The 24,643-nt window shown below is 63.7% G+C and carries 27 protein-coding genes and 1 riboswitch; of the genes, 13 read left to right on the top strand and 14 right to left on the bottom strand.

Annotated features, from left to right (window positions below; all coding sequences use genetic code 11):
• Nucleotides 1-7: 7 nt before the first annotated feature.
• Complete coding sequence (gene hpt / locus AC1DVW_RS19800) at nt 8-550, bottom strand: hypoxanthine phosphoribosyltransferase (RefSeq protein WP_477246541.1); 543 nt, start codon at nt 548-550, stop codon at nt 8-10.
• 95 nt (nt 551-645) lie between these two features.
• Nucleotides 646-1,293 (bottom strand): hypothetical protein, encoded by a 648-nt coding sequence (locus tag AC1DVW_RS19795; protein WP_477325253.1) that lies wholly within the window; start codon nt 1,291-1,293, stop codon nt 646-648.
• 190 nt (nt 1,294-1,483) lie between these two features.
• On the opposite strand from AC1DVW_RS19795, the gene ftsE reads away from it, so the two are divergent.
• The 3 genes from ftsE to AC1DVW_RS19780 all read left to right on the top strand — a co-directional run bounded on the left by ftsE (nt 1,484) and on the right by AC1DVW_RS19780 (nt 3,984).
• Nucleotides 1,484-2,143: a cell division ATP-binding protein FtsE gene (ftsE, locus tag AC1DVW_RS19790; RefSeq protein ID WP_258607522.1), complete on the top strand. Its 660-nt coding sequence runs from the start codon at nt 1,484-1,486 to the stop codon at nt 2,141-2,143.
• Nucleotides 2,136-3,125 carry a cell division protein FtsX gene (locus AC1DVW_RS19785; RefSeq protein WP_477325251.1) on the top strand — a complete coding sequence of 330 codons (990 nt, stop codon included), beginning with the start codon at nt 2,136-2,138 and terminating at the stop codon, nt 3,123-3,125. The genes ftsE and AC1DVW_RS19785 overlap by 8 nt, the downstream gene beginning before the upstream one ends.
• Before the next feature lie 136 nt (nt 3,126-3,261).
• Entirely contained in the window at nt 3,262-3,984 is a 723-nt protein-coding gene (locus tag AC1DVW_RS19780) for a YdcF family protein (RefSeq protein ID WP_477246535.1), read from the top strand.
• 3 nt (nt 3,985-3,987) lie between these two features.
• Here the strand turns inward: AC1DVW_RS19780 and AC1DVW_RS19775 are convergent, their stop codons facing one another.
• Complete coding sequence (locus AC1DVW_RS19775; RefSeq protein WP_477325249.1) at nt 3,988-4,614, bottom strand: pyridoxamine 5'-phosphate oxidase family protein; 627 nt, start codon at nt 4,612-4,614, stop codon at nt 3,988-3,990.
• A gap of 114 nt (nt 4,615-4,728) precedes the next feature.
• Between AC1DVW_RS19775 and AC1DVW_RS19770 the strand changes: the two genes are divergently transcribed.
• Both AC1DVW_RS19770 and AC1DVW_RS19765 read left to right on the top strand, forming a co-directional pair.
• Nucleotides 4,729-5,640 (top strand): LysR family transcriptional regulator, encoded by a 912-nt coding sequence (locus AC1DVW_RS19770; RefSeq protein ID WP_477325247.1) that lies wholly within the window; start codon nt 4,729-4,731, stop codon nt 5,638-5,640.
• 102 nt (nt 5,641-5,742) lie between these two features.
• Nucleotides 5,743-6,543 carry a lysophospholipid acyltransferase family protein gene (locus tag AC1DVW_RS19765; RefSeq protein WP_477325245.1) on the top strand — a complete coding sequence of 267 codons (801 nt, stop codon included), beginning with the start codon at nt 5,743-5,745 and terminating at the stop codon, nt 6,541-6,543.
• Between the two features lie 9 nt (nt 6,544-6,552).
• Here the strand turns inward: AC1DVW_RS19765 and AC1DVW_RS19760 are convergent, their stop codons facing one another.
• The 3 genes from AC1DVW_RS19760 to AC1DVW_RS19750 form a co-directional block, all read right to left on the bottom strand.
• A complete protein-coding gene (locus AC1DVW_RS19760) occupies nt 6,553-7,170 on the bottom strand; it encodes a LysE family translocator (protein WP_477325243.1) in 618 nt (205 codons plus the stop codon).
• An 82-nt stretch (nt 7,171-7,252) separates the two neighbouring features.
• On the bottom strand, nt 7,253-8,200 hold the full coding sequence (locus tag AC1DVW_RS19755) for an aldo/keto reductase (RefSeq protein WP_477325241.1): 948 nt from the start codon (nt 8,198-8,200) through the stop codon (nt 7,253-7,255).
• 110 nt (nt 8,201-8,310) lie between these two features.
• Nucleotides 8,311-8,832, bottom strand: coding sequence for a gamma-glutamylcyclotransferase (locus AC1DVW_RS19750; RefSeq protein ID WP_477325239.1), 522 nt, complete (start codon nt 8,830-8,832; stop codon nt 8,311-8,313).
• Nucleotides 8,833-8,982: 150 nt separating this feature from the next.
• Here AC1DVW_RS19750 and AC1DVW_RS19745 point away from each other — a divergent pair, with 150 nt between their 5' ends.
• The gene (locus AC1DVW_RS19745) at nt 8,983-9,981 is read left to right on the top strand and encodes a DUF2125 domain-containing protein (RefSeq protein ID WP_477325237.1); all 999 of its coding nucleotides are present in this window, start codon (nt 8,983-8,985) and stop codon (nt 9,979-9,981) included.
• A 9-nt stretch (nt 9,982-9,990) separates the two neighbouring features.
• Nucleotides 9,991-10,905, top strand: coding sequence for a PfkB family carbohydrate kinase (locus AC1DVW_RS19740; protein ID WP_477325235.1), 915 nt, complete (start codon nt 9,991-9,993; stop codon nt 10,903-10,905).
• A 151-nt stretch (nt 10,906-11,056) separates the two neighbouring features.
• Here AC1DVW_RS19740 and AC1DVW_RS19735 read toward each other — a convergent pair whose 3' ends face one another.
• Entirely contained in the window at nt 11,057-11,992 is a 936-nt protein-coding gene (locus AC1DVW_RS19735) for a prephenate/arogenate dehydrogenase family protein (RefSeq protein ID WP_477325233.1), read from the bottom strand.
• Nucleotides 11,993-11,997: 5 nt separating this feature from the next.
• The gene (gene hisC / locus AC1DVW_RS19730; protein ID WP_477325231.1) at nt 11,998-13,107 is read right to left on the bottom strand and encodes a histidinol-phosphate transaminase; all 1,110 of its coding nucleotides are present in this window, start codon (nt 13,105-13,107) and stop codon (nt 11,998-12,000) included.
• Between the two features lie 154 nt (nt 13,108-13,261).
• Nucleotides 13,262-13,339: riboswitch (SAM riboswitch) on the top strand.
• Between the two features lie 73 nt (nt 13,340-13,412).
• On the opposite strand from hisC, the gene metX reads away from it, so the two are divergent.
• From metX to AC1DVW_RS19710, 4 genes are all read left to right on the top strand, one after another.
• Nucleotides 13,413-14,582, top strand: coding sequence for a homoserine O-acetyltransferase MetX (gene metX / locus AC1DVW_RS19725; protein ID WP_477325229.1), 1,170 nt, complete (start codon nt 13,413-13,415; stop codon nt 14,580-14,582).
• Between the two features lie 58 nt (nt 14,583-14,640).
• Nucleotides 14,641-15,255 carry a methionine biosynthesis protein MetW gene (gene metW, locus AC1DVW_RS19720; protein ID WP_477325350.1) on the top strand — a complete coding sequence of 205 codons (615 nt, stop codon included), beginning with the start codon at nt 14,641-14,643 and terminating at the stop codon, nt 15,253-15,255.
• Nucleotide 15,256: 1 nt separating this feature from the next.
• Nucleotides 15,257-16,030, top strand: a complete 774-nt coding sequence (locus AC1DVW_RS19715; protein WP_477325227.1) for a Stf0 family sulfotransferase — start codon at nt 15,257-15,259, stop codon at nt 16,028-16,030.
• A gap of 247 nt (nt 16,031-16,277) precedes the next feature.
• The gene (locus AC1DVW_RS19710) at nt 16,278-17,213 is read left to right on the top strand and encodes a glycosyltransferase family 2 protein (protein WP_477325225.1); all 936 of its coding nucleotides are present in this window, start codon (nt 16,278-16,280) and stop codon (nt 17,211-17,213) included.
• Nucleotides 17,214-17,239: 26 nt separating this feature from the next.
• Here AC1DVW_RS19710 and AC1DVW_RS19705 read toward each other — a convergent pair whose 3' ends face one another.
• From AC1DVW_RS19705 to AC1DVW_RS19695, 3 genes are all read right to left on the bottom strand, one after another.
• The gene (locus AC1DVW_RS19705; protein ID WP_477325223.1) at nt 17,240-18,034 is read right to left on the bottom strand and encodes a DUF1194 domain-containing protein; all 795 of its coding nucleotides are present in this window, start codon (nt 18,032-18,034) and stop codon (nt 17,240-17,242) included.
• A gap of 84 nt (nt 18,035-18,118) precedes the next feature.
• Nucleotides 18,119-19,945, bottom strand: coding sequence for an ABC transporter ATP-binding protein/permease (locus AC1DVW_RS19700; protein WP_477325221.1), 1,827 nt, complete (start codon nt 19,943-19,945; stop codon nt 18,119-18,121).
• A gap of 121 nt (nt 19,946-20,066) precedes the next feature.
• Nucleotides 20,067-20,855 carry a class I SAM-dependent methyltransferase gene (locus tag AC1DVW_RS19695; protein ID WP_477246631.1) on the bottom strand — a complete coding sequence of 263 codons (789 nt, stop codon included), beginning with the start codon at nt 20,853-20,855 and terminating at the stop codon, nt 20,067-20,069.
• 115 nt (nt 20,856-20,970) lie between these two features.
• On the opposite strand from AC1DVW_RS19695, the gene gloB reads away from it, so the two are divergent.
• Nucleotides 20,971-21,738 carry a hydroxyacylglutathione hydrolase gene (gene gloB / locus AC1DVW_RS19690; protein ID WP_477325219.1) on the top strand — a complete coding sequence of 256 codons (768 nt, stop codon included), beginning with the start codon at nt 20,971-20,973 and terminating at the stop codon, nt 21,736-21,738.
• Nucleotides 21,739-21,760: 22 nt separating this feature from the next.
• Complete coding sequence (locus AC1DVW_RS19685) at nt 21,761-22,201, top strand: cupin domain-containing protein (RefSeq protein WP_477325217.1); 441 nt, start codon at nt 21,761-21,763, stop codon at nt 22,199-22,201.
• Here the strand turns inward: AC1DVW_RS19685 and AC1DVW_RS19680 are convergent.
• From AC1DVW_RS19680 to AC1DVW_RS19670, 3 genes are read right to left on the bottom strand one after another with little or no spacing between them, the layout of a single operon-like run.
• A complete protein-coding gene (locus tag AC1DVW_RS19680) occupies nt 22,198-22,866 on the bottom strand; it encodes a lysoplasmalogenase (RefSeq protein WP_477325215.1) in 669 nt (222 codons plus the stop codon). The two genes, AC1DVW_RS19685 and AC1DVW_RS19680, sit on opposite strands and share 4 nt — an antisense overlap.
• Nucleotides 22,863-23,750: an aromatic amino acid exporter YddG gene (gene yddG / locus AC1DVW_RS19675; RefSeq protein ID WP_477325213.1), complete on the bottom strand. Its 888-nt coding sequence runs from the start codon at nt 23,748-23,750 to the stop codon at nt 22,863-22,865. The genes AC1DVW_RS19680 and yddG overlap by 4 nt, the downstream gene beginning before the upstream one ends.
• 28 nt (nt 23,751-23,778) lie before the next feature.
• On the bottom strand, nt 23,779-24,585 hold the full coding sequence (locus tag AC1DVW_RS19670) for a DUF3108 domain-containing protein (RefSeq protein WP_477325211.1): 807 nt from the start codon (nt 24,583-24,585) through the stop codon (nt 23,779-23,781).
• Between the last annotated feature and the right edge of the window lie 58 nt (nt 24,586-24,643).

Raw genomic sequence — 24,643 nt, 5'->3', positions numbered from 1 at the left:
ACAAAAGTCAGGCGTCGCCTTTGACGATGCCGACGAACGGCAATTCGCGAAAGGCATGCGCCACGTCCATGCCGTAGCCGACGACGAAGTAATCGGGGCAGTCGAAGCCGACATAGTCGGCGTTGAGCGCCGTTTGGCGGCGCATGCGCTTGTCGAGCAGCACGGCAATGGCACAGCTTTTGGCGCCGCGCGACAGCATCAGCTCACGGGTGAAGCTCAGCGTCTTACCGGATTCGAGGATATCGTCGATCAAAAGCACATCGCGGCCGGCGACCTCGTTGTCGATATCGCGCAGCACCCTCACCTCGCCGCTGGTGGTGCCGGCGCCGTAGCTGGAAATGAAGATGAACTCGACCTCGGGCGACAGGCCGACATCGTGCATGGCGCGAATGAGATCGGCGGCGAAGATGAACGAGCCTTTCAGCACCGAGATCACCAGCAGGTCATGGTAATCGTGTTCGGCGATCTCCTTGGCGAGCTCGAGATTGCGCCGCGCAATGGCGGACGCCGAGAACAGCACTTCGATGTCCTTGCCGCGCACGACTGGCATTTTTCGCCTCTCCAAGATGCTTGTCTACTACGCCCCTCGCGCCAGGGTGTGTTGAAATTCAGGTCAGGCCGGCATCATCTGAATATCAATACACCCTAGTCGGCGAAGGCGACCGACACGGTCCTTACCCCGCTTCTAGGCAGGTCGAGGCGGCTGGCAAAGCCAAATCTTTCGCCCGGCCCCAGCGAACGGTCGGATGTCCCCAACCTATAGCGGGTGATGTGGCTGTCATTGCCTGTGACGCGGATTTCCAGCGCTGGCAATTGCGCGGGCTTGGCCCCGTCATTGGCGGCTTCGCCATCGACGAACAGGATCGGCGTCGGCCCGGACGCGTCGACGTGCGAGGTGACGCCTGAAAGGCGGAGTGCGGCACCGGCCGGCTGTGCGGCAGCCCAGAACGGCGTCTGGCGTACCAGAGCGTGGCCGCCCGAGACCCAGAAGGCAGCCAAAGCGGCACTGACGCCGGCGATCCAGAAGATCGGCCCGCCGCGTGCGGCCGGCAGCCGGCCTGGTGTGGCTTCCGGCTTGCGCAGCATATCCATGCCTTCGATCGATGGCGCGGCAATGCTGCGCGGCAGCGGCGACGGCACGGCTTCCGCCGTCGCGGCAAAGCGCGGCAGCACCTCATAGTCGGCATCGATGATGTCGGCCGCCGGTCCACGCATGATGTGTTCCGGTGCGGGCGCTGACCCGGTCATGATTTCGCCGGAAACCGGGCGCGCCGTTCGATCGTCAGCCATCACGGCCCCAGTATTGCAACACGTTCGCTCTTCGTTTCTTTTGCGTAAACGGAAATGGTTAACGCTTCCCCACCGGAACCTCAGTGCCGACCCGAAAAAGCCCCAAAATTAACCAAGGGTTAACCATGCCGGCCGATGGTCTTTTCACAGCAATGGCTGGCTCGTTGCCGCCGAGAGTTTCAGGTCGTCGAACGTGATCCGCTTCGAAAATGTCGGCCTCCGCTATGGCATGGGTCCGGAAATCCTCCGTGACATCTCCCTGCACATTCCGGAGCGCTCCTTTCAGTTCCTGAGCGGCCCTTCGGGCGCCGGCAAGACGACGCTGCTGCGCCTGTTGTTCATGTCGCTGAAGCCGACACGCGGGCTGATCACCATCTTCGGCAAGGACCGTTCGCGCATTTCGCGCAACGAACTGCCGCATCTGAGGCGCCGCATCGGCGTGGTGTTCCAGGATTTTCGCCTGCTCGACCACATGACCACCTATGAGAATGTGGCGCTGCCGCTGCGCGTGCGCGGGCGCGAAGAGGCAAGCTACCGCACCGACGTCACCGAGCTGTTGAAATGGGTCGGCCTTGGCGAACGCATGCATGTGCTGCCGCCGGTGCTGTCCGGCGGCGAAAAACAGCGCGCCGCCATTGCCCGCGCGCTCATCGAACAGCCCGAGATCCTGCTTGCCGACGAACCCACAGGCAATGTCGACCCGCCGCTGGCGCGCAGGCTTTTGCGGCTGTTCATCGAGCTGAACCGGCTGGGCACCGCTGTGGTGATCGCAACCCACGACCTCGGCCTGATGGAACAGGTCGACGCGCGGCGCATGATCCTGGCCGGCGGAAGGCTGGATATCTATGACTGACCTGTCCGCCGACCATCTCCACGACCAGGACATCGAGCAGGCCGAGGCACCGCAGCGTGCCCAACGCAAGATGGCGCCGATCGTGCCGGCGCAGAACATTGCCGGCCGGGCGCTGGTGCTGGTCATCGCCATCATGACCTTCCTGTCGTGCCTGACCTTCGGCGCGGTGACGCTGGTGCGCGACACGGCTTCCGTCTGGGAGAACCAGATCTCGCGCGAGGCGACGATCCAGATCAAACCGGTCGACGGCCTCGACATGGAGGCAGCCCTTGCCCAGGCCTCGCAGATCGCCGGCGAATTCCCCGGCGTGAAGGCCACCCAGATCATCGACCGCGAGGCAACGGCCCGCCTGCTGGAGCCATGGCTGGGCTCGGGCCTGAACATCGACGAACTGCCGGTGCCGCGTCTGATCATCGTCACCATCGATGAGAACAGCCCGCCCGATTTCGCTGCCATGCGCGCGGCGATCACCCCCAAACTGCCGAGCGCCTCGCTCGACGATCACCGCACCTGGGTCGACCGGTTGGTCGCCATGGCCCGCACCACGGTGACCATCGGCATCGCCGTGCTGGCGCTGATGCTGTCGGCAACCGTGCTGACGGTGGTGTTCGCGACGCGCGGCGCCATGGCCGGCAACGGCCACATCATCGAAGTGCTGCATTTCGTCGGCGCCGAGGCGCGCTTCATCGCGCGCGAGTTTCGCCGGCACTTTCTCGTCACCGGCATGAAGGGCGCAGCCGCCGGCGGCGCCGCGGCGATCCTCGTCTTCATCGTCTTTTCCTGGTGGTCGTCTCGCAACATGGCAACGCCGCAGGCCGACCAGGCGACCGCTTTGTTCGGCAATTTCGCCATCGGCTCGGCGGGCTATCTCGGCGTCGGCCTCATGGTGCTGGTGATCGGCGCGCTAACCGCGGCAACGTCCCACGCCACCGTCGTCGCTTATCTCAGCGACATCGATGTTCGCCAACCGGATGGAGGCTAGTGCGTGTCGCCCGACGGTGGGAACCGGGCTTGGCGCAACGACATGCATCCAGGAAAAGATCACGGATGAAGACTGCCGTAACGCAATGTGCGCTTTTTTTACCTACCAAAGGCCGCATTTCAGGATTAACCATAGGATGATGGACGCGGATTCGACCGGAACGGTTGGACAGATGCCAGTGGTGGTTGCCCGTTCGCATGAACGCGGCAGGCTGAGCCGTTTGATGGCCGCGTTGCGTATCTCACTTCTCTGTCTGCTTCTGCTGGTAGCCCTGTTTGCCGGCGGCTTCGGCTGGTTTGCCAACACGGTCAGCCATCTGACGACCCCGGCCAATCCGGCAAAGGCCGACGCCATCATCGTGCTCACCGGCGGCCAGTCGCGCCTCGACGCGGCAATGGAGTTGCTCGCTTCAGGCAAGGGCGCGCGGCTGCTGATCAGCGGCGTTCATCCCTCCGCCAGCCGCCGTCAGCTGCAGGCCGCGACCGGTGGCGACAAGGCGCTGTTTTCCTGCTGTGTCGACATCGACCGCGCCGCCCTCGACACCATCGGCAACGCCGAGGAAAGCGCCAAGTGGGTGGAGAGCCACGCCTATGGCACCGTCATCCTGGTCACCAACAACTACCACATGCCGCGCAGCCTGCTGGAAATGGGCCGGCTGCTGCACGGCGCCAAGCTCGAACCCTATCCGGTGGTCAACAGCAACCTCGACAATGGCGGCTGGCTGACCAAGCCCGAGGCGCTGCGCGTGCTTTTGACCGAATACAGCAAATATTTGCTGGCGCTGGCGCGCGGCATCGTACCGCTTCGCCAGACCGCCGACGGCATCGCGCTGGCCGAGGTTTCAACGGCCAAGGACTGAGCATCACCCCATCGCGCCCGATGCGCCACGCAGGCGCGCGATTTCCTGCTCGAGACGTTCAATCCGCTTGTCGCGTTCGGCAAGTGCTGCCGCGACGTCGGCGGCCTCAAAACGCTGCGGAATATGCTGCGGGCAATTGGAATCCCAGGCCGCAACCGTAAACAGGATGACCTGCTCGGGACGGGCCTTGTAATCCTGCGGCATCAGCTTCGCCAGGAGATCGGCGTCATCCTCGACGACACGCGCCGTGCCCCAGATCTTGATGCGCTGCCGATGGGCGTAGTCGATCAGGAACAGGAAGGCCTGCGGATTGTCGTTCAGATTGCCCTGGGTGATGAATTGCTTGTTGCCGGAAAAATCCGCAAAGCCGATCGTGTGCGCGTCGAGCACTTTGAGGAAGCCGATCGGTCCGCCGCGATGCTGGATGTAGGGCTGGCCGTCGGCATTGGCGGTCGACAGGAAAATACTGGTCTGCGCCTCGATGAAGGCTGCGAGGTCCGGTGTGATATCAGCCTGCCAGCCGCCGCGTTCCTCGACGCGGGCATAGGCCTGGCGCGAGCCCTTGCGGGTCTGGATCGCCTTGATGGTCGGCGTAAAGGCGACGTCGCTGGTGAAAGCATGAGCGTTCATGGAAGCCTCCTTCAAGGCCGAACTGCCGGCCAGTACTCACCGCAAATAGTGCCTTCCATCTTTCGGATGTAGATGGCATATCTGCAATCTGTCCTTCCATTTTTCGGGAGAGTTATGGATCGTCTCGAGGCCATGTCGCTTTTCGTCGCCGCGATGGAGGCTGGCAGCCTTTCCGCCGCCGGACGCCGTTTCGGCGTTCCGCTGGCGACGGTCAGCCGCAAGGTCTCCGATTTGGAGCGGCATCTGAAAACACGTCTGCTCAACCGCTCGACGCGGCAGCTGACACTGACCGACGCCGGTCACGCCTATCTTGTCGCCTGCCGTCGCATTCTGGGCGAGGTCGGCGAGGCCGAGCGCATTGCCGCCGGCGAATATAGTGCCCCGACGGGCGAGCTGATCATCACCGCACCGATTGTCTTCGGCCGCTTGCATGTGCTGCCGGTGGTCACCGAATTCCTCGCGGCCTATCCCGATGTGAATGTGCGACTGACGCTTGGCGACCGGATAACCCAGTTGATCGAAGAGCATATCGATCTCGCCATCCGCATCGGCCCGCTTGCCGATTCGAGCATGGTCGCCATCCGTGTCGGTTCGATCCGGCATGTTGTTTGCGCAAGCCCGGCCTATCTGGCCGAGCACGGCACGCCGAAGACGCCGAACGAGCTTGCGGCACACAGCTGCATCACCTTCGAGGGGCTTGCCTCTCTCGCCACCTGGACCTTCCTCGCCGACAAGACGGAACTCACGGTTCCGATCCGTTCCCGGCTTCAGGTCAACACCGCCGAAGCGGCGATCGATGCCGCGATTGCCGGCGTCGGCATGACGCGTGTGCTTTCCTACCAGATATCAGCCGCGGTGCGGTCGGGCGCGCTCCATCCCGTGCTGGAGGCGTTCGAGCCCGAGCCGTGGCCGGCGAGCCTGGTCCATGCCGGCCAGGGCCTGTTGCCGGTGAAGCTGCGTGCCTTCCTCGATTTCGCCGCCCCGCGCCTGAAGCAACGGCTGGCCCGGGCGGCATGGCAGGGCTGACAGCGGTTCATTGCAGGACGGATTGATCCCGGCCATTGCGACGTTTCCTTTTTGCCCGCGCTTGGTGTAACCAACGCACACCTCCTCACCGGGCCTTCCTGCATGCTCTATATCCGCTCGCTGGCGTTCAACTTCGTCTTCTATGTCAGTCTGATCGTCCAGATGATCCTGTGGACGCCCTACTATTTCCTCTCGCCGCGCCAGCGCGCCTGGTTTGTGCCGAAATTCTGGTCGCGCACTAGCCTGTGGCTCTACGCCAAGATCGCCGGCACCAGGAGCGAGATCACCGGCCAGGAAAACCTGCCCGAAGGCTCGTTCATCCTGGCGCCCAAGCACCAGTCCTTCTGGGACGCGATCGCCTTCTTCCCCTTCCTGCAGGACCCGCTCTACATCTTGAAGCGGGAATTGACCTGGATCCCGTTCTTCGGCTGGTACATCTTGAAGATGCGGATGATCCCGGTGCATCGCGGCAGCCGTTCCAAGGCGTTGAAGGCCGTGGTCGCCGCGACCAAGGAGGAGTTGGCGCGCAATCCCCGCCAGTTGATCATCTATCCCGAAGGCACGCGCCGGGCGCCGGGCGACGAACCGTCCTACAAATACGGCATCGTCGAAATCTATGCGCAGCTTGGCATTCCGGTGGTGCCGGTCGCCCATGTCGCTGGCCTCTATTGGCCACGCCGGAAATTCCTGCGCTTCCCCGGCACCATCAAGGCGCGCTTCCTGCCGCCGATCCCGCCTGGCTTGGCCAAAGACGAGTTCATGGAACGGCTGATCGGCGACACCGAAGCCGCCTGCGACCAACTGCTCATCGAGGCATCTCAGGCACCGAACGCGCCGCCAATGCCGCCAACGGCGGTGAAGCGGCTGGCGGAACTTGGCGCGGCCGCAAAGGCGAAAGCCTGAACCGCGCGCTCATCGCCACACCGCCAGCGCGGTAGTCAAAACCAGTGTCGCCGCAAACACCAGATTGATGATCCGTGAGGCCAGCGGCTGGCGCAGGAAGCGCGCAAACGCTGCCCCGGCGAGAAGCCACAGCACATGGATGGCGACGATCATCAAGGCGAGCACCGCCAGCCTGGCGGGAATACCGAGATCCCCGCCGTTGGCCCCCGAAGACGTGCCTAACACGGCGGCGATCGCCACATAGGCTTTCGGGTTGGCGACGGCGAGAAGAAACCCGCCGAGGAAAGTCGGGAGCTTGGCCCCGCCCGTGCGTTCCGCCAGCCGCGGCGCCGTCGCTATCTTGAACGCGAGATAGAGGATGTAGGCTGCCGAAGCGATGGCCAGCAGCGGCGCCAGCTTCGGTATTGAGGCGAGAACGGCCATGACGCCCGCCGCCACGATCAGCAGCACTCCGATCGTGCCGACAATGACCCCCGAGGTATAGCGGAGCGATTGGCGCAGGCCGAAAGCAGCGCCGATGGCGGTGACGCTGATCGTCGCCGGCCCGGGACTGCCCATGACGACAGCAGCGGCAAGCATCAGGGCAAGCAATTGCTGCCACGTGTGGGAAAGAACCTGTCCGGCCATCTGATTTGCCCGCATCCTGTCTGGATGCGGGCGACGATAGGACCAGGCAGCGCCGGACGTCTTGAACGATTGTGCAGTCCGGCTACGCGCTGGCTCTGTCCAGCTCGGTCATGTCTTCCGCACTCAGCTTCAGCGACGCGGCACGGACGAGGCTGTCGATCTGGTCGAGCGTCGTGGCGCTGGCGATCGGCGCGGTGACGCCGGGCCGCGCCATCACCCAGGCGAGCGCCACTTCCGCCTGGCTCGCCGAATGCCGCGCCGACACGGTGTCGAGCGCGGCGAGGATGCGCATGCCGCGCGCATTGAGATAGTCCTTTACACCACCGCCGCGCGGGCTTTTGCCGAGATCGGCATCGCTGCGGTATTTGCCGCTCAAAAACCCCTTGGCGAGACCGTAATAGCTGATGACGCCAATGTCCTCCGCGAGGCAGATGTCGCGCAGCGAACCATCGAAGGATGAGCGGTCGTAAAGATTGTAGGCAGGCTGCAGCACTTCGTAGCGTGGCAGGCTGCGCAGGCTTGCGACATCGAGTGCTGCGCGCAACTGGCCGGCGTCGAGGTTGGAGGCGCCGATGTGGCGGACCTTGCCCTTGGCCAGCAGCTTCTCATAGGCGCCGAGCGTTTCCTCGTAGGGCGTGGTCGGGTCCGGCCAGTGCGACAGATAGAGATCGACGACATCGGTCTGCAGCCGCTGCAACGACGCATCGATGGCCTTTTCGATATAGGCCGCGGAGAGGTCCTTCTTGCCTTGGCCCATATCCGAGCCGACCTTGGTGATGACGATGACCTGATCACGGTTGCCGCGGCTCTTCATCCACTTGCCGATGATGGTTTCGGACTCGCCGCCCTTGTTGCCTGAAACCCAGCGTGAATAGGCGTCTGCCGTGTCGATGGCGTTGAGGCCGTTGTCGAAAAACCGGTCGAGCAGGTCGAACGAGGTTTTCTCGTCGGCGGTCCAGCCGAAGACGTTGCCGCCCAGAACCAGAGGCGCGATGGAAAGGTCGGTTTGACCAAGACGGCGTTTCTGCAAGACTGATCTCCATGGCGCTGGGAAGGATCGGGGGAAAGCCCGGAGACCTTACCTAGGTCTTGCCGCGCCGAGGTCAAAGGCCTGCTCGCCTTTTCCAACGGGCCAGCGCTTCACAAAGGCGCGACCCGCCGCGCCACCTCTTCCAGCCAATGGTCGCGAATGCCCAGCGCCTCGAGGTGTTCGAGCGTGCTCAGCACATAATCCTCATTGTTGCCGGACTGGCCGACGGCGCCGCGCACCACGGCCGCCGCATGCGCCGCGTCGAGCGCGCCGGCATATTGCTCATGCTGGCGGTCGACGATGTAGGCGACCGCCTCGACAGTGCCGCCACCGTCGAGGCGAATCTTGAGCGTGCGCTCGAGATAGACATCGGTGACCAGCTCGCGCTCGCGCAGATAGGTGATGACCTCGTCACGCAGATTGCCGGGCACGCGAAACGCCAGGCCGATGCAGGAGCCGCCATGGTCGAGGCCGAGCACCAGCCCCGGCCGCTCGCGCGTTCCACGATGCACGAAGGAATAGACGCAGAGCGAGCGGCGGTAGCCGTGCAGGCGCGCGCGCCGTGTCTCGACATGCGCGAACCCCGGCCGCCAGATCAGCGAACCGTAGCCAAACACCCAAAAATCGCCCATATCGCCGCGCCTGATTGCAAAAGAATGCCAACACCGCAGGGAATCGGTGTTTTTCCGCCCGTCCCCGTCTACCTATTCGTCTCTGTCTACCTGTTGGTGTCGGAATCGAAAGTCCGTCCACAATACCCATGCGTTAATGAGAGCCAAAGCATGACGTCAAGTGACGAACGCCAACCAAAGTCCCGCCGCGGCCTGTTCTGGCTTGTGGCGTTCATCGTTGTGTTGTTTGCCATCTATAGCGGCGGCTGGTTCTATCTGGCTGACCAGGTAAGAACCGAGGCCGACAAGGCCGTTGCCACACTCAACAAGAATGGCGTCGAAGCTGATTGCGCCAATCTCCAGGTCAGTGGCTACCCGTTGAGCTTTGTCATTTCCTGCGACAACCTTGCCTACGAGGATGATGCCAAGAACATCGCGGCGTCGGCCGGCAGTTTCAATGCCATTGCCCAGATCGTCCAACCCTTGTCACCGTTTGCCAATCTGCGCGGTCCGCTCAGAACCTCCGTACCGGGCATGATGCCGCTGTGGATCGACTGGGACAACCTGCAGGCCAACGTCAAACTATGGTATCCGCTGCCGCAGCGCGTATCGCTGCAGGCCGAGGGCCTGTCCGGCCAGACCGACCCGGCCGACGATACCGACCCGGTTTCGTTGTTCAGCGCGGGGACCGCGGCGGGAGAGCTGCAGTCCGATGGCCAGGACATTGGTTATGTCGGAAGCTTCACCGACCTTGAGATCGATGCCGGCGCGATCGGCGGGCGTGTGCTGCCGGCGCTCGACGGCAGCGGCGACGCGACGCTGAAGAACGGCGTGGCGCTGATGAAGACCGAGGCAAAAAGCCTGCGCGGCCAGGCGGTCGACATCCGCAAGCTCGATCTGTCGTCGGGCACGGCGCGCATCACGGTTTCCGGACCGGTGTCGGTCGATGCCGAAGGCCTTGTCAACGCCGACCTGACGATCAGGCTGAAGGACCCGAAAGCCGTGGCGGCAATCCTCGCCACCGCCATTCCCGAGCAGAAGAGCCAGATCGAACAGGGTTTTGCCGCACTCGCTTTGCTCGGCAACGAACCGTCGATGCCGCTCAAGGTGGTCAAGGGCAAGGCTTCGTTCGGCTTTATCCCGCTGGGCAAGATCAAGCCGGTCGAATAGCAAAGTCCTATGAAAAGACCTGTGAAGCTCCTGAGCGTTGGCGCGCTGACGCTCGACACCATCCTTCGCGTCGATACGCTGCCCGTGCATCAGGGCAAGTTCATCGCCTCCGACGGTGTCCAGATCGCCGCAGGCATGGCGTCGAGCGCGGCCTGCGCCGCACGCCGCCTCGGTGCCGAGGTATCGCTGTGGGCCAGCGCCGGCGACGATAGCGTCGGTGATCAGCTGATCGCCGGGATCGAAGCCGAGAGCGTCGATTGCCGTTTTGTCCGGCGCGTTGCCGGCGCGCGGTCGGCGTTGTCGGCCATCCTGGTCGACGCGCAGGGCGAACGCATCATCGTGCCTTTCTACGACCGAAAAGCGCAGGCCGATCCTGAGGCGCTGCCCGTCGCCGACCTCGCCGCATTCGACGCCGTGCTGGTCGATGTGCGCTGGCCGGGGGCGGCAGCCCTTGCGCTGGCGGCAGCGCGCGCCATCGACCGTCCGGCCATACTGGACGCCGACACAGCGCCGCTCGACGTGCTGGAACTCCTGTTGCCGCTGGCATCGCACATCGTTGCCTCGGAGCCGGCGGCGCGCACTCTGTGCGGCAAGGCGCTGGACCCGGAAACCGCCTGCGCCGAGCTGGCGCGGCGCAGCGATGCCTTTGTCGCGGTGACCGGCGGCGCTACGGGAACCTGGTGGTTCGACCGCGCGGCCGGCACTGTGTGCCATATCGCGGCGCCGAGCATCAAAGCGGTGGATACGCTGGCCGCGGGTGACGTGTTTCACGGCGCCTTTGCCGTCGGGCTGGCGGAAGCCATGCCGATCGAACAGGCCCTACGCTTTGCCAGCGCCGCCGCCGCGCTCAAATGCCTGCGCTTCGGCGGCAGGCTCGGCGCGCCCGACAGGGCCGAGACGCTGGCGATGATGGCGGCGACGTGACCGACATCCGGACAAGGCAAAGGGAGCTGAGATTCAGGTCAGGCCGAGTCGAAAATGGTTGATGCCGAGAAGCGGAGCGGAGCGTACTTTTGGGTACGTGAGCACCGGAAGCGCAGGTATCAGCCATTTGCAGGCCGGCCTCACCTGAATATCAGCTCCCTTTGGGGTGCTCGACCGCCTGGCGACCAAAGTCCGGCACATCGATGTCCTGGCCGGCCTCGATGATCGAGCGGCGCACGGCGCGGGTGCGGGTAAACAGGTCGAACAGTTTGTCGCCGTCGCCCCAGCGGATCGCCCGCTGCAGCGAAGCGAGATCCTCCGAGAACCGCGCCAGCATTTCAAGGATGGCGTCCTTGTTGTGCAGGCAGACGTCGCGCCACATGGTCGGGTCGGAGGCGGCGAGACGGGTGAAATCGCGAAAGCCCGAGGCTGAATATTTGATGACTTCGGACTTGGTCACCGACTGCAGATCATCCGCGGTGCCAACGATATTATAGGCGATGATGTGCGGCAGGTGCGAGACGATGGCCAGCGTCATGTCGTGATGCTGCGGGTCCATCGTGTCGATGTTGGAGCCGCAGCGCCGCCAGAATTCCGATAGCTTTTCCAGAGCCACCGGATCGGTGTCGGGCAGCGGCGTGAAAATGCACCAGCGGTTCTCGAACAGATCGGCGAAGCCGGCATCCGGTCCCGACTTTTCGGTACCGGCCAGCGGATGGCCGGGAATGAAATGCACGCCGGCAGGCACATGCGGCTGCATCTGCGCGATGACGGATGCCTTGGTCGAACCGACATCGGTGAGGATGGCGCCGGGCTTCAGCGCCGGCGCAATTTCTTCCGCCACCGCGCCGGAAGAGCCGACAGGCACGGAGACGATGACCAGGTCGGCATCGCGGACCGTTTCGGCCGTCTCCGTGCTGTAGGAATCGCCAAGACCAAGCTCCTGCGCCCGCGCCAGCGTCGCGGCGCTGCGGGTCGAGATGGAAACGTGACGGGCCAGGCCTTCGCGGCGAATGACACGGGCCAGCGACGAGCCGATCAGCCCGATGCCGACCAGCGCGATCTTTTCGAACATCGGTGAGGTCATTTTTTCTAACTTTTCAGAAACGTCGAAAGGGCGGCAATGACGCCGCGATTGGCCTCTTCGGTGCCGACGGACATGCGCAGCGCGTTGGGAAAGCCATAGCCGGAAACGCGCCGCAGAATATAGCCGCTCGCGGTCAGATAGTCGTCCGCGGCCGCCGCCGAATGGGCCTTGTCCTCGGGAAAATGGATGAGGACGAAATTGCCGACGCTCGGCGTCACCCGCAGCCCAAGCCGGGTCAATTCCCCGGTCAGCCAGGCCAACCAGGTCTCGTTGTGCACCACGCTGCGTTGGACGTGGTCGCGGTCGCGGATCGCGGCAATGCCGGCCTCGATCGCCGTGGCGTTGACGTTGAAGGGACCGCGTATGCGGTTGATCGCGTCGACAATGTGCATCGGCGCGTACATCCAGCCGATCCTGGCACCGCCAAGGCCGATCTTGGAGAAGGTTCGGGTCATCACCACGTTCTCGGCGCTGCCCACCAATTCGATGCCGGCTTCATAATCGTTGCGGCGGACATACTCCGCATAAGCCGCGTCCAGCACCAGCAGCACATGCTTGGGCAGGCCGGCATGCAGGCGGCGCACTTCCTGGAACGGCACATAGGTGCCGGTCGGGTTGTTGGGATTGGCGAGGAAAACGATCTTTGTGCGCGCCGTCACCGCGGCAAGAATCGCGTCGATGTCAGCGCGGTCATCGGTTTCCTTGACCACAACCGGGACGGCGCCGGCTGACTGGATGTAGATCTTGTAGACCATGAAGGCGTGTTCGGTGATCACGGCTTCATCGCCGGGCGCCAGATAGGTCTGCGCCAGCAGGCCGAGGATCTCGTCGGAACCGTTGGAACAGATGATGTTGGCCGGGTTGAGGCCATGCACTTCGGCGATCGCCTCGCGCAGGCGCCTGGCGGTGCCGTCGGGATAGATATCGAGCTTTCCGGCAATCTCCCGCGCCGCCTCTATCGCCTTTGGCGACGGCCCGAGCGGGTTCTCGTTCGACGACAGCTTGTGGACCTTGGCGACACCGGCGGGCGCCGTGCTTTTGCCCGGTACATAGGCTTCGATGTCCATGATGCCCGCGCGCGGGGTTGGACGTGCCTGATCCGGTCTCTGGTTCATCTTCGCAATATCCGTCGAGAATATTTCGGCTGGCGAGAACACTTCCGCCGGCAAGCCGCAGCGGAAATACAAGCCGTGGCCCGGAATGTCGAGAGGTGGCAGTGGCGCGGACGGCTGGCCGTTGACGGCGGGCCGCGCGAGTTCTAGAAGGGCGCAACAGTTCCGTGGTGATTTGGCCGGTCGGCTTGCAGCCACGTTAAACAACTTGCTAAAGGGCCGTTTGCATCCTGTAACCGGCTTTGCGACGGCAATGCCGGTTTTTTGTTGTCCGCGACCGGCCGGACGACCGATGTAAGAGAGATGTGATGGCCGCTCTGCGCGCTGGAAAAACCAACAACGAGGCCGACGCACCGTCGAGCCCGGTGTTGCGTTTCGGCGCCGACAAGCCGCTCAAGCTCGACGCTGGCACGCTGCTGTCGCCGTTCCAGATCGCCTACCAGACCTACGGCACGCTCAACGACGCGCGCTCCAACGCCATCCTTGTCTGCCACGCGCTGACAGGCGACCAGCATGTCGCCAACACCAATCCGGTGACCGGCAAGCCCGGCTGGTGGGAAGTGCTGATCGGCCCGGGCAAGATCATCGACACCAACCGCTTCTTCGTCATCTGCTCCAACGTCATCGGCGGCTGCCTCGGTTCCACCGGCCCCGCCTCGACCAATCCCGCCACCGGCAAGCCCTATGGGCTCGACCTGCCGATCATCACCATTCGCGACATGGTGCGCGCGCAATTGATGCTGGTCGACCATTTCGGCATCGAAAAGCTGTTTTCGGTGCTCGGCGGCTCGATGGGCGGCATGCAGGTGCTGGAATGGGCATCGAGCTATCCGGAACGCGTTTTCTCGGCGCTTCCGATCGCCACCGGCGCCCGCCATTCCTCGCAGAACATCGCCTTCCACGAGGTCGGCCGGCAAGCGGTGATGGCCGATCCGGACTGGCATGGCGGCAAATATTTCGACTTTGGCGCGCGCCCGGAAAAGGGGCTGGCGGTGGCGCGCATGGCCGCCCACATCACCTATCTGTCGGAGGCAGCACTTCACCGGAAGTTCGGCCGCAATCTGCAGGACCGTGAAGCACTGACCTTCGGTTTCGATGCCGACTTCCAGATCGAGAGCTATCTGCGCCACCAGGGCATGACCTTCGTCGACCGCTTCGACGCCAATTCCTATCTCTACATGACCCGTTCGATGGACTATTTCGATCTCGCCGCCGACCATGGCGGACGGCTGGCCGATGCCTTTGCCGGCACCAAAACCCGCTTCTGCCTGGTGTCCTTCACCAGCGACTGGCTGTTCCCGACCGAGGAGAGCCGATCGATCGTGCACGCCCTGAACGCCGCCGGCGCGTCCGTATCCTTCGTCGAGATCGACACCGACCGCGGCCACGACGCTTTCCTGCTCGACGAACCGGAACTGTTCGCTGCCATCAACGGCTTCATCGGTTCTGCCGCCCGCGCCAGGGGGCTCAGCGCATGACCCCGGAAAGTTGCAGACTTTCCGGATCAGGATCATGCGCCAGGCAAAAGGCGAAGCCATGAGCGTCAACCGCGCCCAGCGCGTCGACCTCGAAGTCGTCGCCGATCTCATCCCGCCGCTCTCGCGGGTGCTCGATGTCGGCTCCGGCGACGGGCTGCTGCTGGAATTGCTGCAGGACAGCAAGCAGGTCGACGGTCGCGGGCTGGAGCTGTCGCAGCGTGGCGTCAACGAATGCGTGGCGCGCGGCCTCTCGGTCATCCAGGGCGACGCCGATAAGGACCTCGAATTCTATCCCGACAAGGGCTTTGATTTCGTCGTCCTGTCGCAGACCTTGCAGGCGACCCGCAACCCGAAGCTGGTTCTCGACGAGCTGCTCAGGATCGGCAACCGCGCCATCGTCTCCTTCCCCAATTTCGGCCATTGGCGGGTGCGGCTGTCGCTGTTCCTCAATGGCCGCATGCCGGTGACCAAGGACCTGCCCTACTCCTGGTACGACACGCCCAACATCCATTTCTGCACCATCCGCGACTTCGTCAATCTGTGCGACGAACTCGGCGCGACGGTCGAAAAAGCGACGGCGCTCGACGGCAACGGCCAGAAGATCGGCCTGTCGATGCCATGGTGGTTCTGGAATTTCTTCGGCCAGCAAGCGGTGTTTTTGTTGAAGCGATAGCATGATCGCAATGGACTTCTTTCGACATCCAACGCCCGTTGAAATCCCGCAGGACATCCTGTCCGGCATAAAGGCGGGAATTCTGGTCTGTACTTCACCGCGCAGCGGCAGCAATCATCTTGCTGGATTGATGGCATCGGCCGGGCTTGGCCATCCTCTGGAATGGTTTGGTGGCCGCAGAGTGCTGGAATTGCCGGGCTATCCTCGGGACCCCCGCGCCCAGCTTTTGCGTGTATTGACGGACGGGCGGTCTTCTTCGGGAATTTACGCAGTCAAACTGTTCGCAAGCCAATTCTCCCAAGTCGCCAAGAGACTGGACCTGCCGGCCAGCCTCCCAAACTTGCGATACGTCCGCTTGACGCGCCGAGATCTCATTGGCCAAGCAATCTCCTGGACACGCGCCCGTCAAACCGGTCGATTCCGCTCCACCGAAGTCGCTCAGAGGACACCACGCTACGATGGCGCCGCGATTGCCGAATCGCTTGACAATATCTCGATGGAAAATCTGTCATGGGATGTCTGGCTTGCGAAAAACGGATTGCCCTTCCTTTCGCTGACCTACGAGCAAATTCAGCAAGATCCGCGGGCAAGCCTCGAGCAAATTGCACGCTTGGTGGATGTGGAGCCTCTCTGGGAAACGAACCTCGAGTCAGGCCTCGAAATCCAGCGCGACACAATCAATGACGAATGGAGAGAGCGTTTTCTGTCCGAATACGCCGACCCTTCAAGCTTCCGGCACCGCAGAAATCGCATCCGTAGTTTGCTGAAGAAGTAGAAATAGCAGGCGCGATCGACCTCGATCGTGGGGGTCTGAAGCTTCCCCGGTCTGAACGCGGTGTTGCAATTGAGACGCTGGCTCGTGGAATTCGCCGTCCCGGACAGGCCCCGCATCAACACTTTGTGATGACACCATCGCTTCTTCTTTGTAGCGTTCGAAGCGAATGCGATTCCGGGGCGGGCATTAGAAGGCGACCATCCGAGCAATTCGATCCTCGCAGGACCCGGGGCATAGCGGAAGCGACATGCCCAGAAAGACCGATCGAGCGCCTCTCATCACGGTGATCACGCCGACCCACAATCGGCGCGATCAGGTTGTACGCGCCGTGGAAAGCGTGCTGGCGCAGAACGAGACCCGGTTCGAGCACATCGTCGTCGACGACGGCTCGACCGATGGAACGGGAGCGGCACTGGCCCGGATTCACGATCCGCGCCTGATCTATATCGGCGCCAAATGGCGGGGCGCCAATGCCGCCCGAAATGCCGGCATCGAGCGCGCGCAAGCGCCCATCGTCACCTTCCTCGATTCCGATGATGTCTACTTGCCGGACCGGCTGCAGCGAACGCTGGAGCGTTTCGAGGAAAACCCATCGCTCGAAGTGCTGATCAGTTCCTTCGTGTCGGTGAAGGGTGGCCGCAGCACCAGATGCGTCAACCGCGAAGCCTTCCTGGCCCGAAACGCGTTCGAAAGAGCTTTGGTCGCGCAGACCATATTCATCGCCGGCACCGCGATAACGGCCACGCGCGAATCGCTGCTGGCAATCGGCGGCTACGACAGCGACATTGTGCGCATGCAGGATCGCGAGTTGCTGCTGCGCTTTGCCCGGCGCGGCGGCGCGCTGCTGTCCGAGGATATCGACTGGAAAAAGTACAATTCGGAGAATTCGATTTCCGGCCGGCGTGACGGCTATGTCGAAGCCTACGCAAACCTGATGGGCAAGCACCCTTGTATCGTCGACCGCTATCCCGACATTCCCCCCTACATGATCGCGCGGCAGATCATCGCTGACGCCATAAAGGGCAGGGTTTCGCAGGCATTTGCCGGTTATCTGGCCAACCGGTCGGCCAAAACGCTTGGTTATTCGCTACCGCAGCTGGTGCGCGGCTACGTCGGCGGCCGGCGCTGGCGCCGCGATGTCTACGATGAATTCCGCGACAAGTATGGCGCGCGGCCGGCCTGAATTGTCACCCGAATAGCATTGCAGCTTCAGCGATCAAGTTCCGGAAAAAACGGGTCGGAATAGAACCGCCGGTCGCGCTCGCCCTGCAGACAATCGATCGGAGCTGCCGCGTCGATCCGGATCGTCTTGGGATCGGAAACGCCGCTCACCTCGAGAATCAGCTTGCGGCGTATGGCGGTCGCGAACTCGGACGCCGCGTAGATCGGCAGCACGAAGGAGCCGGGGCCGCCGGTGACGCACTCGGCATAATACTGGTCGAGATGGCTGAAGGTCGGCGACGGGCTGATCAGGATCGGCAGGCCGTTGATGACAATGCCCTTTGCCACCGCCGCGTCGCGTGTCGACGTTACGGGCACCCCGGTATTGTTGGGGCCATCGCCGGAAATGTCGATAACGCTGCGCGTCGCGTCGAATGCGGTTCCCTCGAACAGCCCGGCGCCGAAGGCCAGCGCGCCGGAAATCGAGGTGCCGCGAAAGCTTCGGAAGGGACGGGCTGCGATCTTGTCGGCGAAAGCGTTGGCGCTCTCGGCGCTGTCGATGACCTGCCAGGCGATGACACCATCGTCGCGGACGACGCTTGCCCATTCGAAATAGGCCAGCGCGACACGGCCCGTGCTGCCCGAACGCACAGCCTTGATGAAATCGGGGTGGCGCAGCGCCTCGACATAGCCGGCGCGCTGCAGGGCGAACTCCCTTTCGTCCATCGACTGCGAGATGTCGACCGCCAGCACCAGCTCGACATCCACGGCACTGGTAGGCGCGGCCTGCGCTGAGGCAGGAGCGCAGGCAAGGCAAGCAAGCAGGCTGAGTGCGTCAAGCATGGCCACAGGCTTTCCGAACGATGCCGGCAGTTTTTCCTGCGATCACGGCGAAATAAAGCTTGCCCAGCCTCTTCCGTCGCGAACCTATTTCCTCTTGCCGCGTGCAGCGGTCTGCGGTGGTGGCTCGATCGCGCCGGCCCGGACACGCGCAGGTTTGAGAGCCGATCCGGCGGTATCCTTCACGATCATCAGCGAACGCGGGAAAAACTGGCTGTTGTGCTGGCCACGGCCGATGTTGAGGATCGCAGCACCAGTGAGACGCTTCTCCAGCATCGCCAGCACCTGCCGCAGCGTCGCCCCGTCAAACGTGTCCAGCGCTTCGTCGATGATCACCCATTTCGGCCGCAGCAGCGCGAGCCTGGCAAAGGCCAGCAGGCGCTGCTCGTCATCGCTGAGCTCATGTTCCCAACGCGCCGAGCGGTCGAGCGAGGACGACAGCCGCGCAAGACCGACCTCGGCCAGCACCGCTGAGATGTCGGCATCCGCCGTGATGACGCCACCGGCATGGTTGAGCACTTCGCGCGGCGTGCCAAGCGGGAAATAGGGCGTGCGCGGAACGAACGCCGGCACTTCTGCAGCCGGCATGCCGATGCGCCCGCTTCCCCAGGGCCACAGACCGGCAATGGCGCGAAAGAACAGCGTCTTGCCGGCGCCCTGTTCTCCGGTGATCATGACGCGCTCGCCGACGCGGATTTCGACATGCGGCTCAGCGAGTTTCGAGCATCCCTCGGGTGACGACACCTGCAGCGCCTCGAATGTCAAAGTGCCGTCCGGGTTTTCGCCGAAGGCGATCCGCTTTTCCGTGTCGTGCAGCACATCCGTTTCAGCCAGGGCGATGCGGAAGTCGGCAACGCGCATCAGCGTCGCGCGCCAGTCGGCGATGCCGCCGATATTGTTGACGAACCAGCGCAGCGACGAATGCACCTGGTTGAAGGCACCGACCGCCATCATCAGCCCGCCGAAGCTGATATCGCCAGCGAAATAGACCGGCGAAGCGACGAGGATCGGCGCCACGACGGTGATCCAGCCATAGGTATCGGTCACCCAGGCAAGGTTGATCTGGGCGCCGTAGATGCGCCGCATGGCGCCCAGCACCGTGCCAAGGTCGAGCTGCAGCTGGCGTTTGGCATCGGTTTCGCCATGGGCAAGCGCAATGGCGTCGACATTCTCGTTGACGCGGACCATCGACGAGCGCAGCTCCGCCTCACGCGTATAGCGATCGCTGTTCAGTCGGATGAGCGGCCGGCCGACCAGCCAGCTCAGCCAGGAGGCGATGCCGGCATAAAGGATCGCTGCCCACACCATGTAGCCGGGTATCGCTACCGCATGAGCGCCGAAGTGGAAGACGAAGCCCGAAGACAGCGACCACAGCACGCCGATGAACGAGGCTAGCAGGATGAACGACTGCAGCAGGCCGACGCCCAGATCGGTCGAAAGGTCGGCAAGGTGACCGGCGTCCTGCTGCATGCGCTGGTCGGGATTGACGCCGATGGCGCCGGCATGCGCCAGCCGGAAGGCACGCGCCGGCCGCAGCCATTCATCGATCAGGTCGAGCGTCAGCGCCTCGCGCAGTTTCAGCCGGATCATCTGGTTGAGCCAGGTCTGGCCGACATTGAGCACCAGAAGCCCGCCGGCTATTGCCGCAAACACCATGAGCTGATGCAGGAAGTCCTGCATATCGCGCCGCGCCAGCGCGTCATAGAAGGGCTGGTTCCAGCGGTTGAGCAGAACTTGCCCGACCGCGGTTGCGACAATGACGGCAACGATGCCGAGGCAGGCCCACAGCAGTTGTTTGCGCACCGGCGAGGCCGTCAGCGCCAGCCTGATTGTCGCGATCTGCTCGCCAAGGCTGGTCTCGACCGGCGCGGCAACAGGCACGGCGCTGGCCTTGTCGTCCGGGTGATCAGCCATGGGTGAAGTCCTTGCGTTCAAAGGCGGTGCTGAAACCGATCACGACGTTGCTGGCGTATGCCCTTAGATCGGGCGGCGAATTCGCCCCCGACAGATAGGGTCCGAGACAGTGCAACGCCGATCACGAACGCGTCACTCGCCCAGCCAAAGACGGTCCATCTCCGGCCTGCGACAGCCGGCCGAGCCTGGTGGCGCCTTGCGGCGACAGAACCGGCACGAAGACGCGGCGGGAAGCGCGCTGGGCAACCGGCACGCCCTGATAGAGCCGCTTCTGCGCCTCGACCACGATGACGCCGGAAAAGATCGGCCAGAAACGCCGGCCGACGCGTTCCAGCACATTGTGGAAGCGCATCATGAAGCGCCGCCGCGATGGCGGGAACAACAGGGCTTCGGACCAGGCTGCCGGCGTGAAATTCGCTTCGCGCAGCAACTCGGTGAGCTGGCCGCGCGAGAACGGCCGGCCATTGCCGAACGGCGTATGCTCGAAACGGGCCCAGACGCCGCGCCGGTTGGGCACGACGATCACGACGCGCCCCGCGGGCGACAGCACCCGCCAGATCTCGTTCAGCGTCTCGCGCGGGTTCTCGACGTGCTCGAGCGAATGGACGAGCAGCATGCGGTCGATGCAGGAATCGACCAGCGGCAGTTCCTCGTCGAAAACCAGGGCGGTGGCGGTCGGCCCCGTCGCCGGCCAGACCACCGCGCCTTGCGTCGCCGGCATGAAGGCAAAGACCCGCTCGGCGTCGGTGCCGAAGCGCTCCAGCCACGGCAAGGTGTAGCCGAGGCCGACCAGCCGCTCGTTGGGCACGGCAGCCCAAATAGAGGACAGCGCCATGGCGATCGAGCGTTCGGCCAGGCGGCCGAGCGTGGTGGAATAGAAGGAGCGGAGATCGACAATATCGGAATGCATGCGCGGGACGGTAGCTTCGATGCCGCCGAAGTTCAACAAAGGCGCCAAGTTCGACAAAGCCGGATGACATCGGCGGGCAAGCGCCCTATGTCTGCGGCGACAATGGAGAGAGACGATGCCGGTCGAAATCGAACAGTTCATGTGCCGCAGCGACAATTTCGGCGTGCTGGTGCATGACCCCAAAAGCGGTCAGACCGCGATCATCGACGCACCCGAGGAGGCGCCGATCCTGGCTGCGATCAAGCGCACCGGCTGGACGCCGACGATGATCCTGACCACCCACCACCATATCGACCATGTCGAGGCCAATCTGGCGCTGAAAGAGCGCTTCAAGCTGCGCATCGTCGGACCGGAGGCGGAACAGGCAAAGATCCCCGGCATCGACGAGACCGTCGAGCAAGGCTCGGTCGTCTACCTCGGCGAGGAAAGGATCGACGTCATTGCCACGCCCGGTCACACGGCAGGCCATGTTTCCTACCATCTGCCGGCGTCGAAAGTGGCGTTCACCGCCGACACGCTGTTCGCGCTCGGCTGCGGCCGGCTGTTCGAGTGCAAGCCGCCGGTGATGTATGATTCGTTGCAAAAGCTCGCCGCCCTTCCGGCCGAGACGGTCATCTATTGCGGCCATGAATACACGCTGTCCAACGCCCGCTTCGCGCTGACCGTCGACCCGACCAATTCGGCGCTGAAGGAACGCGCTGCGAAAATCGAAACCTTGCGCGCCGACAACAAGCCGACGCTGCCGACCACGATCGGCGAGGAGCTGTCGACCAATCCATTCCTGCGCTGGCACGATCCGGCAATCCGCAAGCATCTCGGCATGGAGACCGCCTCCGACGCCGACGTCTTCGCCGAGATCCGCAAGCGCAAGGACAATTTCTGACCCCGGTGCTAGTCTCCAAACCATGACCAGTTCCGCCGAAATCGTCGCCATCCTCGGCCTGAAACCGCATCCGGAAGGCGGCTGGTATGCCGAGACCTTTCGCGACGGCGCAGGCGGCGCGCGCGGCCATTCGACGGCGATTTATTTTCTCCTGGAACAGGACCAGATTTCGGCCTGGCACCGGGTCAAGGACGCGGCAGAGGTCTGGCACTTCTATGCCGGCGCGCCATTGGCGCTGTCGATGCATCTGGACGACGGCGCCGTCGTCGAGCAGGTCATTGAACAGGTGCTAGGCCCGGCACTTGCCGCGGGCGAACGGCCGCAGATCGTCGTGCCGGCCGGCTGGTGGCAATCGGCGCGCAGCCTGGGCGAATGGACGCTGGTCGGCTGCACCGTGGCGCCTGGCTTTGACTTCGCCGCATTTGAGATGGCTAAGCCTGGCTGGCATCCAAAAGGATCTTAGCCCAACAGGAAACCCAGGGTGATCCCCAATTGGGCGGCGTAGTACAGCGCCCAGACCGCATAGCGCATCCACAAGCGCTGCGGCGAGATGGCGGATACGAGGAACTTTTCCGCCGCCAACAGCCCGTCGGACGCCATGAACAGCACGGCGCCGGCGATGACCCAGATACTGCTCGTGGTCAGTGCCGACATGCCCATGGCAAGAATGGCGACGACATAGACGCTGACCGGAAGGCGCAGGCCGGGGCCGACGCGACGCCAAAGTGCGGCCAGCATGGCAAGCGCGAACACCGCCATCGCCAGCACAATCGTTCCCCGCCACGGTTCACCAAGCAATCCTGTCCCGCCGCCAGAGCGCAGGAACAGCGCGACATAGGCGACATGGGCGGCGAGAAAGCTGGCCAACCCGCCAAGAAACGCTTTTTCGCCGTCACGCGACAGGAAGGCGTCACCGATGGCGCTGAGCGCCAGTGCTGCAACCAGCAGCCACGGGCCGCCCTGCAGCAACACCAGCACGGCAAGCATTGCCACGGCCAGCGTCTTGACTGCGGAGCGGGCAAGCGTTGGCTGCATGCCAAGCGTGAAGGCGTAGATCACCGCTGCCACCAGCGAAAACACCAGCGTCGCATTGGCGTTGGCGTCGATGCCGCCGGGAAACGGCATCATGCCTGTGCCCCGCTCGTTGCCGGCTTGCGCAGGAACAGCGACTTCGCCGCCAGTGCCGCCCCACCGGTGATCAGCACGCAAGCAGCAAGGATACGCAAGGACGGCTCGGCGACGCCGGCGGCGATCAGTACCAGTGTCGACAAAAGCGGCGCCGCATAGCTCGCCGCCCCCAGAACCTGGATGTTGCCACGCTTGACGCCGATATCCCAGGCGTAGAAGGCCGCGCCCACCGGCATCAGCCCAAGGCCGAGCACGGCCAGCCACTGGCCGGCGCCGTCAGGCAGCACCGTCTGTTCCAGCAGGAGGTGGCAGACGAACGAAAGTGCCGCCGTCGCCGCGCAGAACCAGGTAACGATGCTGGTCGGCACCGAGGGGAAGCGCCGCGACAATAGCGAATAGGACGACCACAGCACCGCGCAGACGCCGGCCATCGCATAGCCAAAGGTATAGCGCGCGTCGAAGGCGAGCCCGCCGCCCTTGGTGACGATCAGCACCGTTCCGGCGAGGCCGAGCAGCGCACCCACGACATGGTTCCAGGCCAGCTTTTCGCCCGGCATCAGCGCCGAGCCGAGCACGATCAGCAGCGGCCACAAATAGGCGATCAGGCTCGCTTCCACCGCCGGCGCGTTCCGCAAAGCGGTGAAATAGAAAAAGTGGTAGCCGAACAGGCCGGCAATGCCGATCACCCAGACCTGACGAGGGATCTTCTGGCCTTTGTCGGCCGCTGGCATGAACAGCCGGGCGACCAGCCCGACCGCGGTGCCGATGGTGAAGGTGATCGCCGACAGCAGGAACGGCGGCACCGCGCCGGACGCGTCCGTCAGCAGGGCCAGCAGCGCCCACATGGCGACCGCCGAGAAGCCGATCAGTGTTGCGCGCCCCATGCCCGTCTCCGGCGGCGCGCTACGGCGCCTAGTTGATTGCTTCGAAACGCCCAGCGCTGACGGTCAGGGTGCCGATCTGCGTGCCGACCGTGGCGTGGATCGGCGCATATACGCCGGTTTGGCCGAGCGGTGCAAACGTCACCATCATGCGGCTGCGGTTCTTCAGATAGTTCAACGCCTTGCGGCCTTTGCGGTAGCCGGCCACCGGCTCAAAACCCATCCTGCAGGTGACCGTATCGCCCTTGTAGCCGGGCACCGAGATCGACCCTTTCGAATCATAGGTCAGCGTCAGGTTGGCGCGCATTTCGCCATCGTAGAACTTCACCGTGCGCCCGCAGACCTGATCGAGGCTGTCGGCGTGGATGACAGTGGCCGCCATTGGATCGAGCACCGATGCCAGGTCGCTGGCGCCAAGCGGCACCCAGCTCTTGGGGTCGCGCTTGCCCGGAGCGGGGACGACTTGCGTCGAGGTGACGCTGCCGTTGGCAAAGCGGATATCGACCACCGATGCTTTCTTGCCGGACGTATAGTCGGCGCGAAACACCTGCGGCACCATCTTCTTGCCCGAAATCGTGCCTTTGGACGAGATCGTGCCGCGCGTATCATCGAACAGCTTGGCGAGGCCTGCGGCGGAAACGGTGCCGTCGATCGAATAGGTGCCGTCCTGATAGCGGCTGGAAAACGTCGACCTGGCGATCGAAAGGCCAAGGAAAGATACGGTGTATTCGCCCTTGAAGGACTGCGGCGAGGCGGCGGAATTGGCCGTGGCGGCGGACGTTGCTGTCGGCAAGGCAACGGCAAGCAAGGCAACAAGAGCACGTGACGAACGAAGCATGGCGGGGATCGATCCTCGATTTTTCGGCCGGAGATGGGCAGCTCAGGCCTGGCATGTC

It is taken from the genome of Mesorhizobium sp. P3_B5 (assembly GCF_056402815.1).
Note: the sequence above shows the minus strand (reverse complement) of the source record. Positions and strands in the feature narration are given on the sequence as shown.

What these genes read in the sequence shown, in the direction of transcription:
- AC1DVW_RS19775 (WP_477325249.1), bottom strand. Translation starts at nt 4,614, where the DNA reads ATGAACGCTCATGCTTTCACCAGCGACGTCGCCTTTACGCCGACCATC.
- metW (WP_477325350.1), top strand. Translation starts at nt 14,641, where the DNA reads ATGAGCGTCAACCGCGCCCAGCGCGTCGACCTCGAAGTCGTCGCCGAT.
- AC1DVW_RS19680 (WP_477325215.1), bottom strand. Translation starts at nt 22,866, where the DNA reads ATGATGCCGTTTCCCGGCGGCATCGACGCCAACGCCAATGCGACGCTG.
- AC1DVW_RS19670 (WP_477325211.1), bottom strand. Translation starts at nt 24,585, where the DNA reads ATGCTTCGTTCGTCACGTGCTCTTGTTGCCTTGCTTGCCGTTGCCTTG.
- AC1DVW_RS19735 (WP_477325233.1), bottom strand. Translation starts at nt 11,992, where the DNA reads ATGACCTCACCGATGTTCGAAAAGATCGCGCTGGTCGGCATCGGGCTG.
- AC1DVW_RS19700 (WP_477325221.1), bottom strand. Translation starts at nt 19,945, where the DNA reads ATGGCTGATCACCCGGACGACAAGGCCAGCGCCGTGCCTGTTGCCGCG.
- AC1DVW_RS19745 (WP_477325237.1), top strand. Translation starts at nt 8,983, where the DNA reads ATGACGTCAAGTGACGAACGCCAACCAAAGTCCCGCCGCGGCCTGTTC.
- AC1DVW_RS19750 (WP_477325239.1), bottom strand. Translation starts at nt 8,832, where the DNA reads ATGGGCGATTTTTGGGTGTTTGGCTACGGTTCGCTGATCTGGCGGCCG.
- hpt (WP_477246541.1), bottom strand. Translation starts at nt 550, where the DNA reads ATGCCAGTCGTGCGCGGCAAGGACATCGAAGTGCTGTTCTCGGCGTCC.
- AC1DVW_RS19710 (WP_477325225.1), top strand. Translation starts at nt 16,278, where the DNA reads ATGCCCAGAAAGACCGATCGAGCGCCTCTCATCACGGTGATCACGCCG.
- AC1DVW_RS19760 (WP_477325243.1), bottom strand. Translation starts at nt 7,170, where the DNA reads ATGGCCGGACAGGTTCTTTCCCACACGTGGCAGCAATTGCTTGCCCTG.
- metX (WP_477325229.1), top strand. Translation starts at nt 13,413, where the DNA reads ATGGCCGCTCTGCGCGCTGGAAAAACCAACAACGAGGCCGACGCACCG.
- AC1DVW_RS19780 (WP_477246535.1), top strand. Translation starts at nt 3,262, where the DNA reads ATGATGGACGCGGATTCGACCGGAACGGTTGGACAGATGCCAGTGGTG.
- AC1DVW_RS19785 (WP_477325251.1), top strand. Translation starts at nt 2,136, where the DNA reads ATGACTGACCTGTCCGCCGACCATCTCCACGACCAGGACATCGAGCAG.
- AC1DVW_RS19705 (WP_477325223.1), bottom strand. Translation starts at nt 18,034, where the DNA reads ATGCTTGACGCACTCAGCCTGCTTGCTTGCCTTGCCTGCGCTCCTGCC.
- AC1DVW_RS19740 (WP_477325235.1), top strand. Translation starts at nt 9,991, where the DNA reads ATGAAAAGACCTGTGAAGCTCCTGAGCGTTGGCGCGCTGACGCTCGAC.
- AC1DVW_RS19770 (WP_477325247.1), top strand. Translation starts at nt 4,729, where the DNA reads ATGGATCGTCTCGAGGCCATGTCGCTTTTCGTCGCCGCGATGGAGGCT.
- AC1DVW_RS19685 (WP_477325217.1), top strand. Translation starts at nt 21,761, where the DNA reads ATGACCAGTTCCGCCGAAATCGTCGCCATCCTCGGCCTGAAACCGCAT.
- yddG (WP_477325213.1), bottom strand. Translation starts at nt 23,750, where the DNA reads ATGGGGCGCGCAACACTGATCGGCTTCTCGGCGGTCGCCATGTGGGCG.
- AC1DVW_RS19695 (WP_477246631.1), bottom strand. Translation starts at nt 20,855, where the DNA reads ATGCATTCCGATATTGTCGATCTCCGCTCCTTCTATTCCACCACGCTC.
- hisC (WP_477325231.1), bottom strand. Translation starts at nt 13,107, where the DNA reads ATGAACCAGAGACCGGATCAGGCACGTCCAACCCCGCGCGCGGGCATC.
- AC1DVW_RS19765 (WP_477325245.1), top strand. Translation starts at nt 5,743, where the DNA reads ATGCTCTATATCCGCTCGCTGGCGTTCAACTTCGTCTTCTATGTCAGT.
- AC1DVW_RS19715 (WP_477325227.1), top strand. Translation starts at nt 15,257, where the DNA reads ATGATCGCAATGGACTTCTTTCGACATCCAACGCCCGTTGAAATCCCG.
- gloB (WP_477325219.1), top strand. Translation starts at nt 20,971, where the DNA reads ATGCCGGTCGAAATCGAACAGTTCATGTGCCGCAGCGACAATTTCGGC.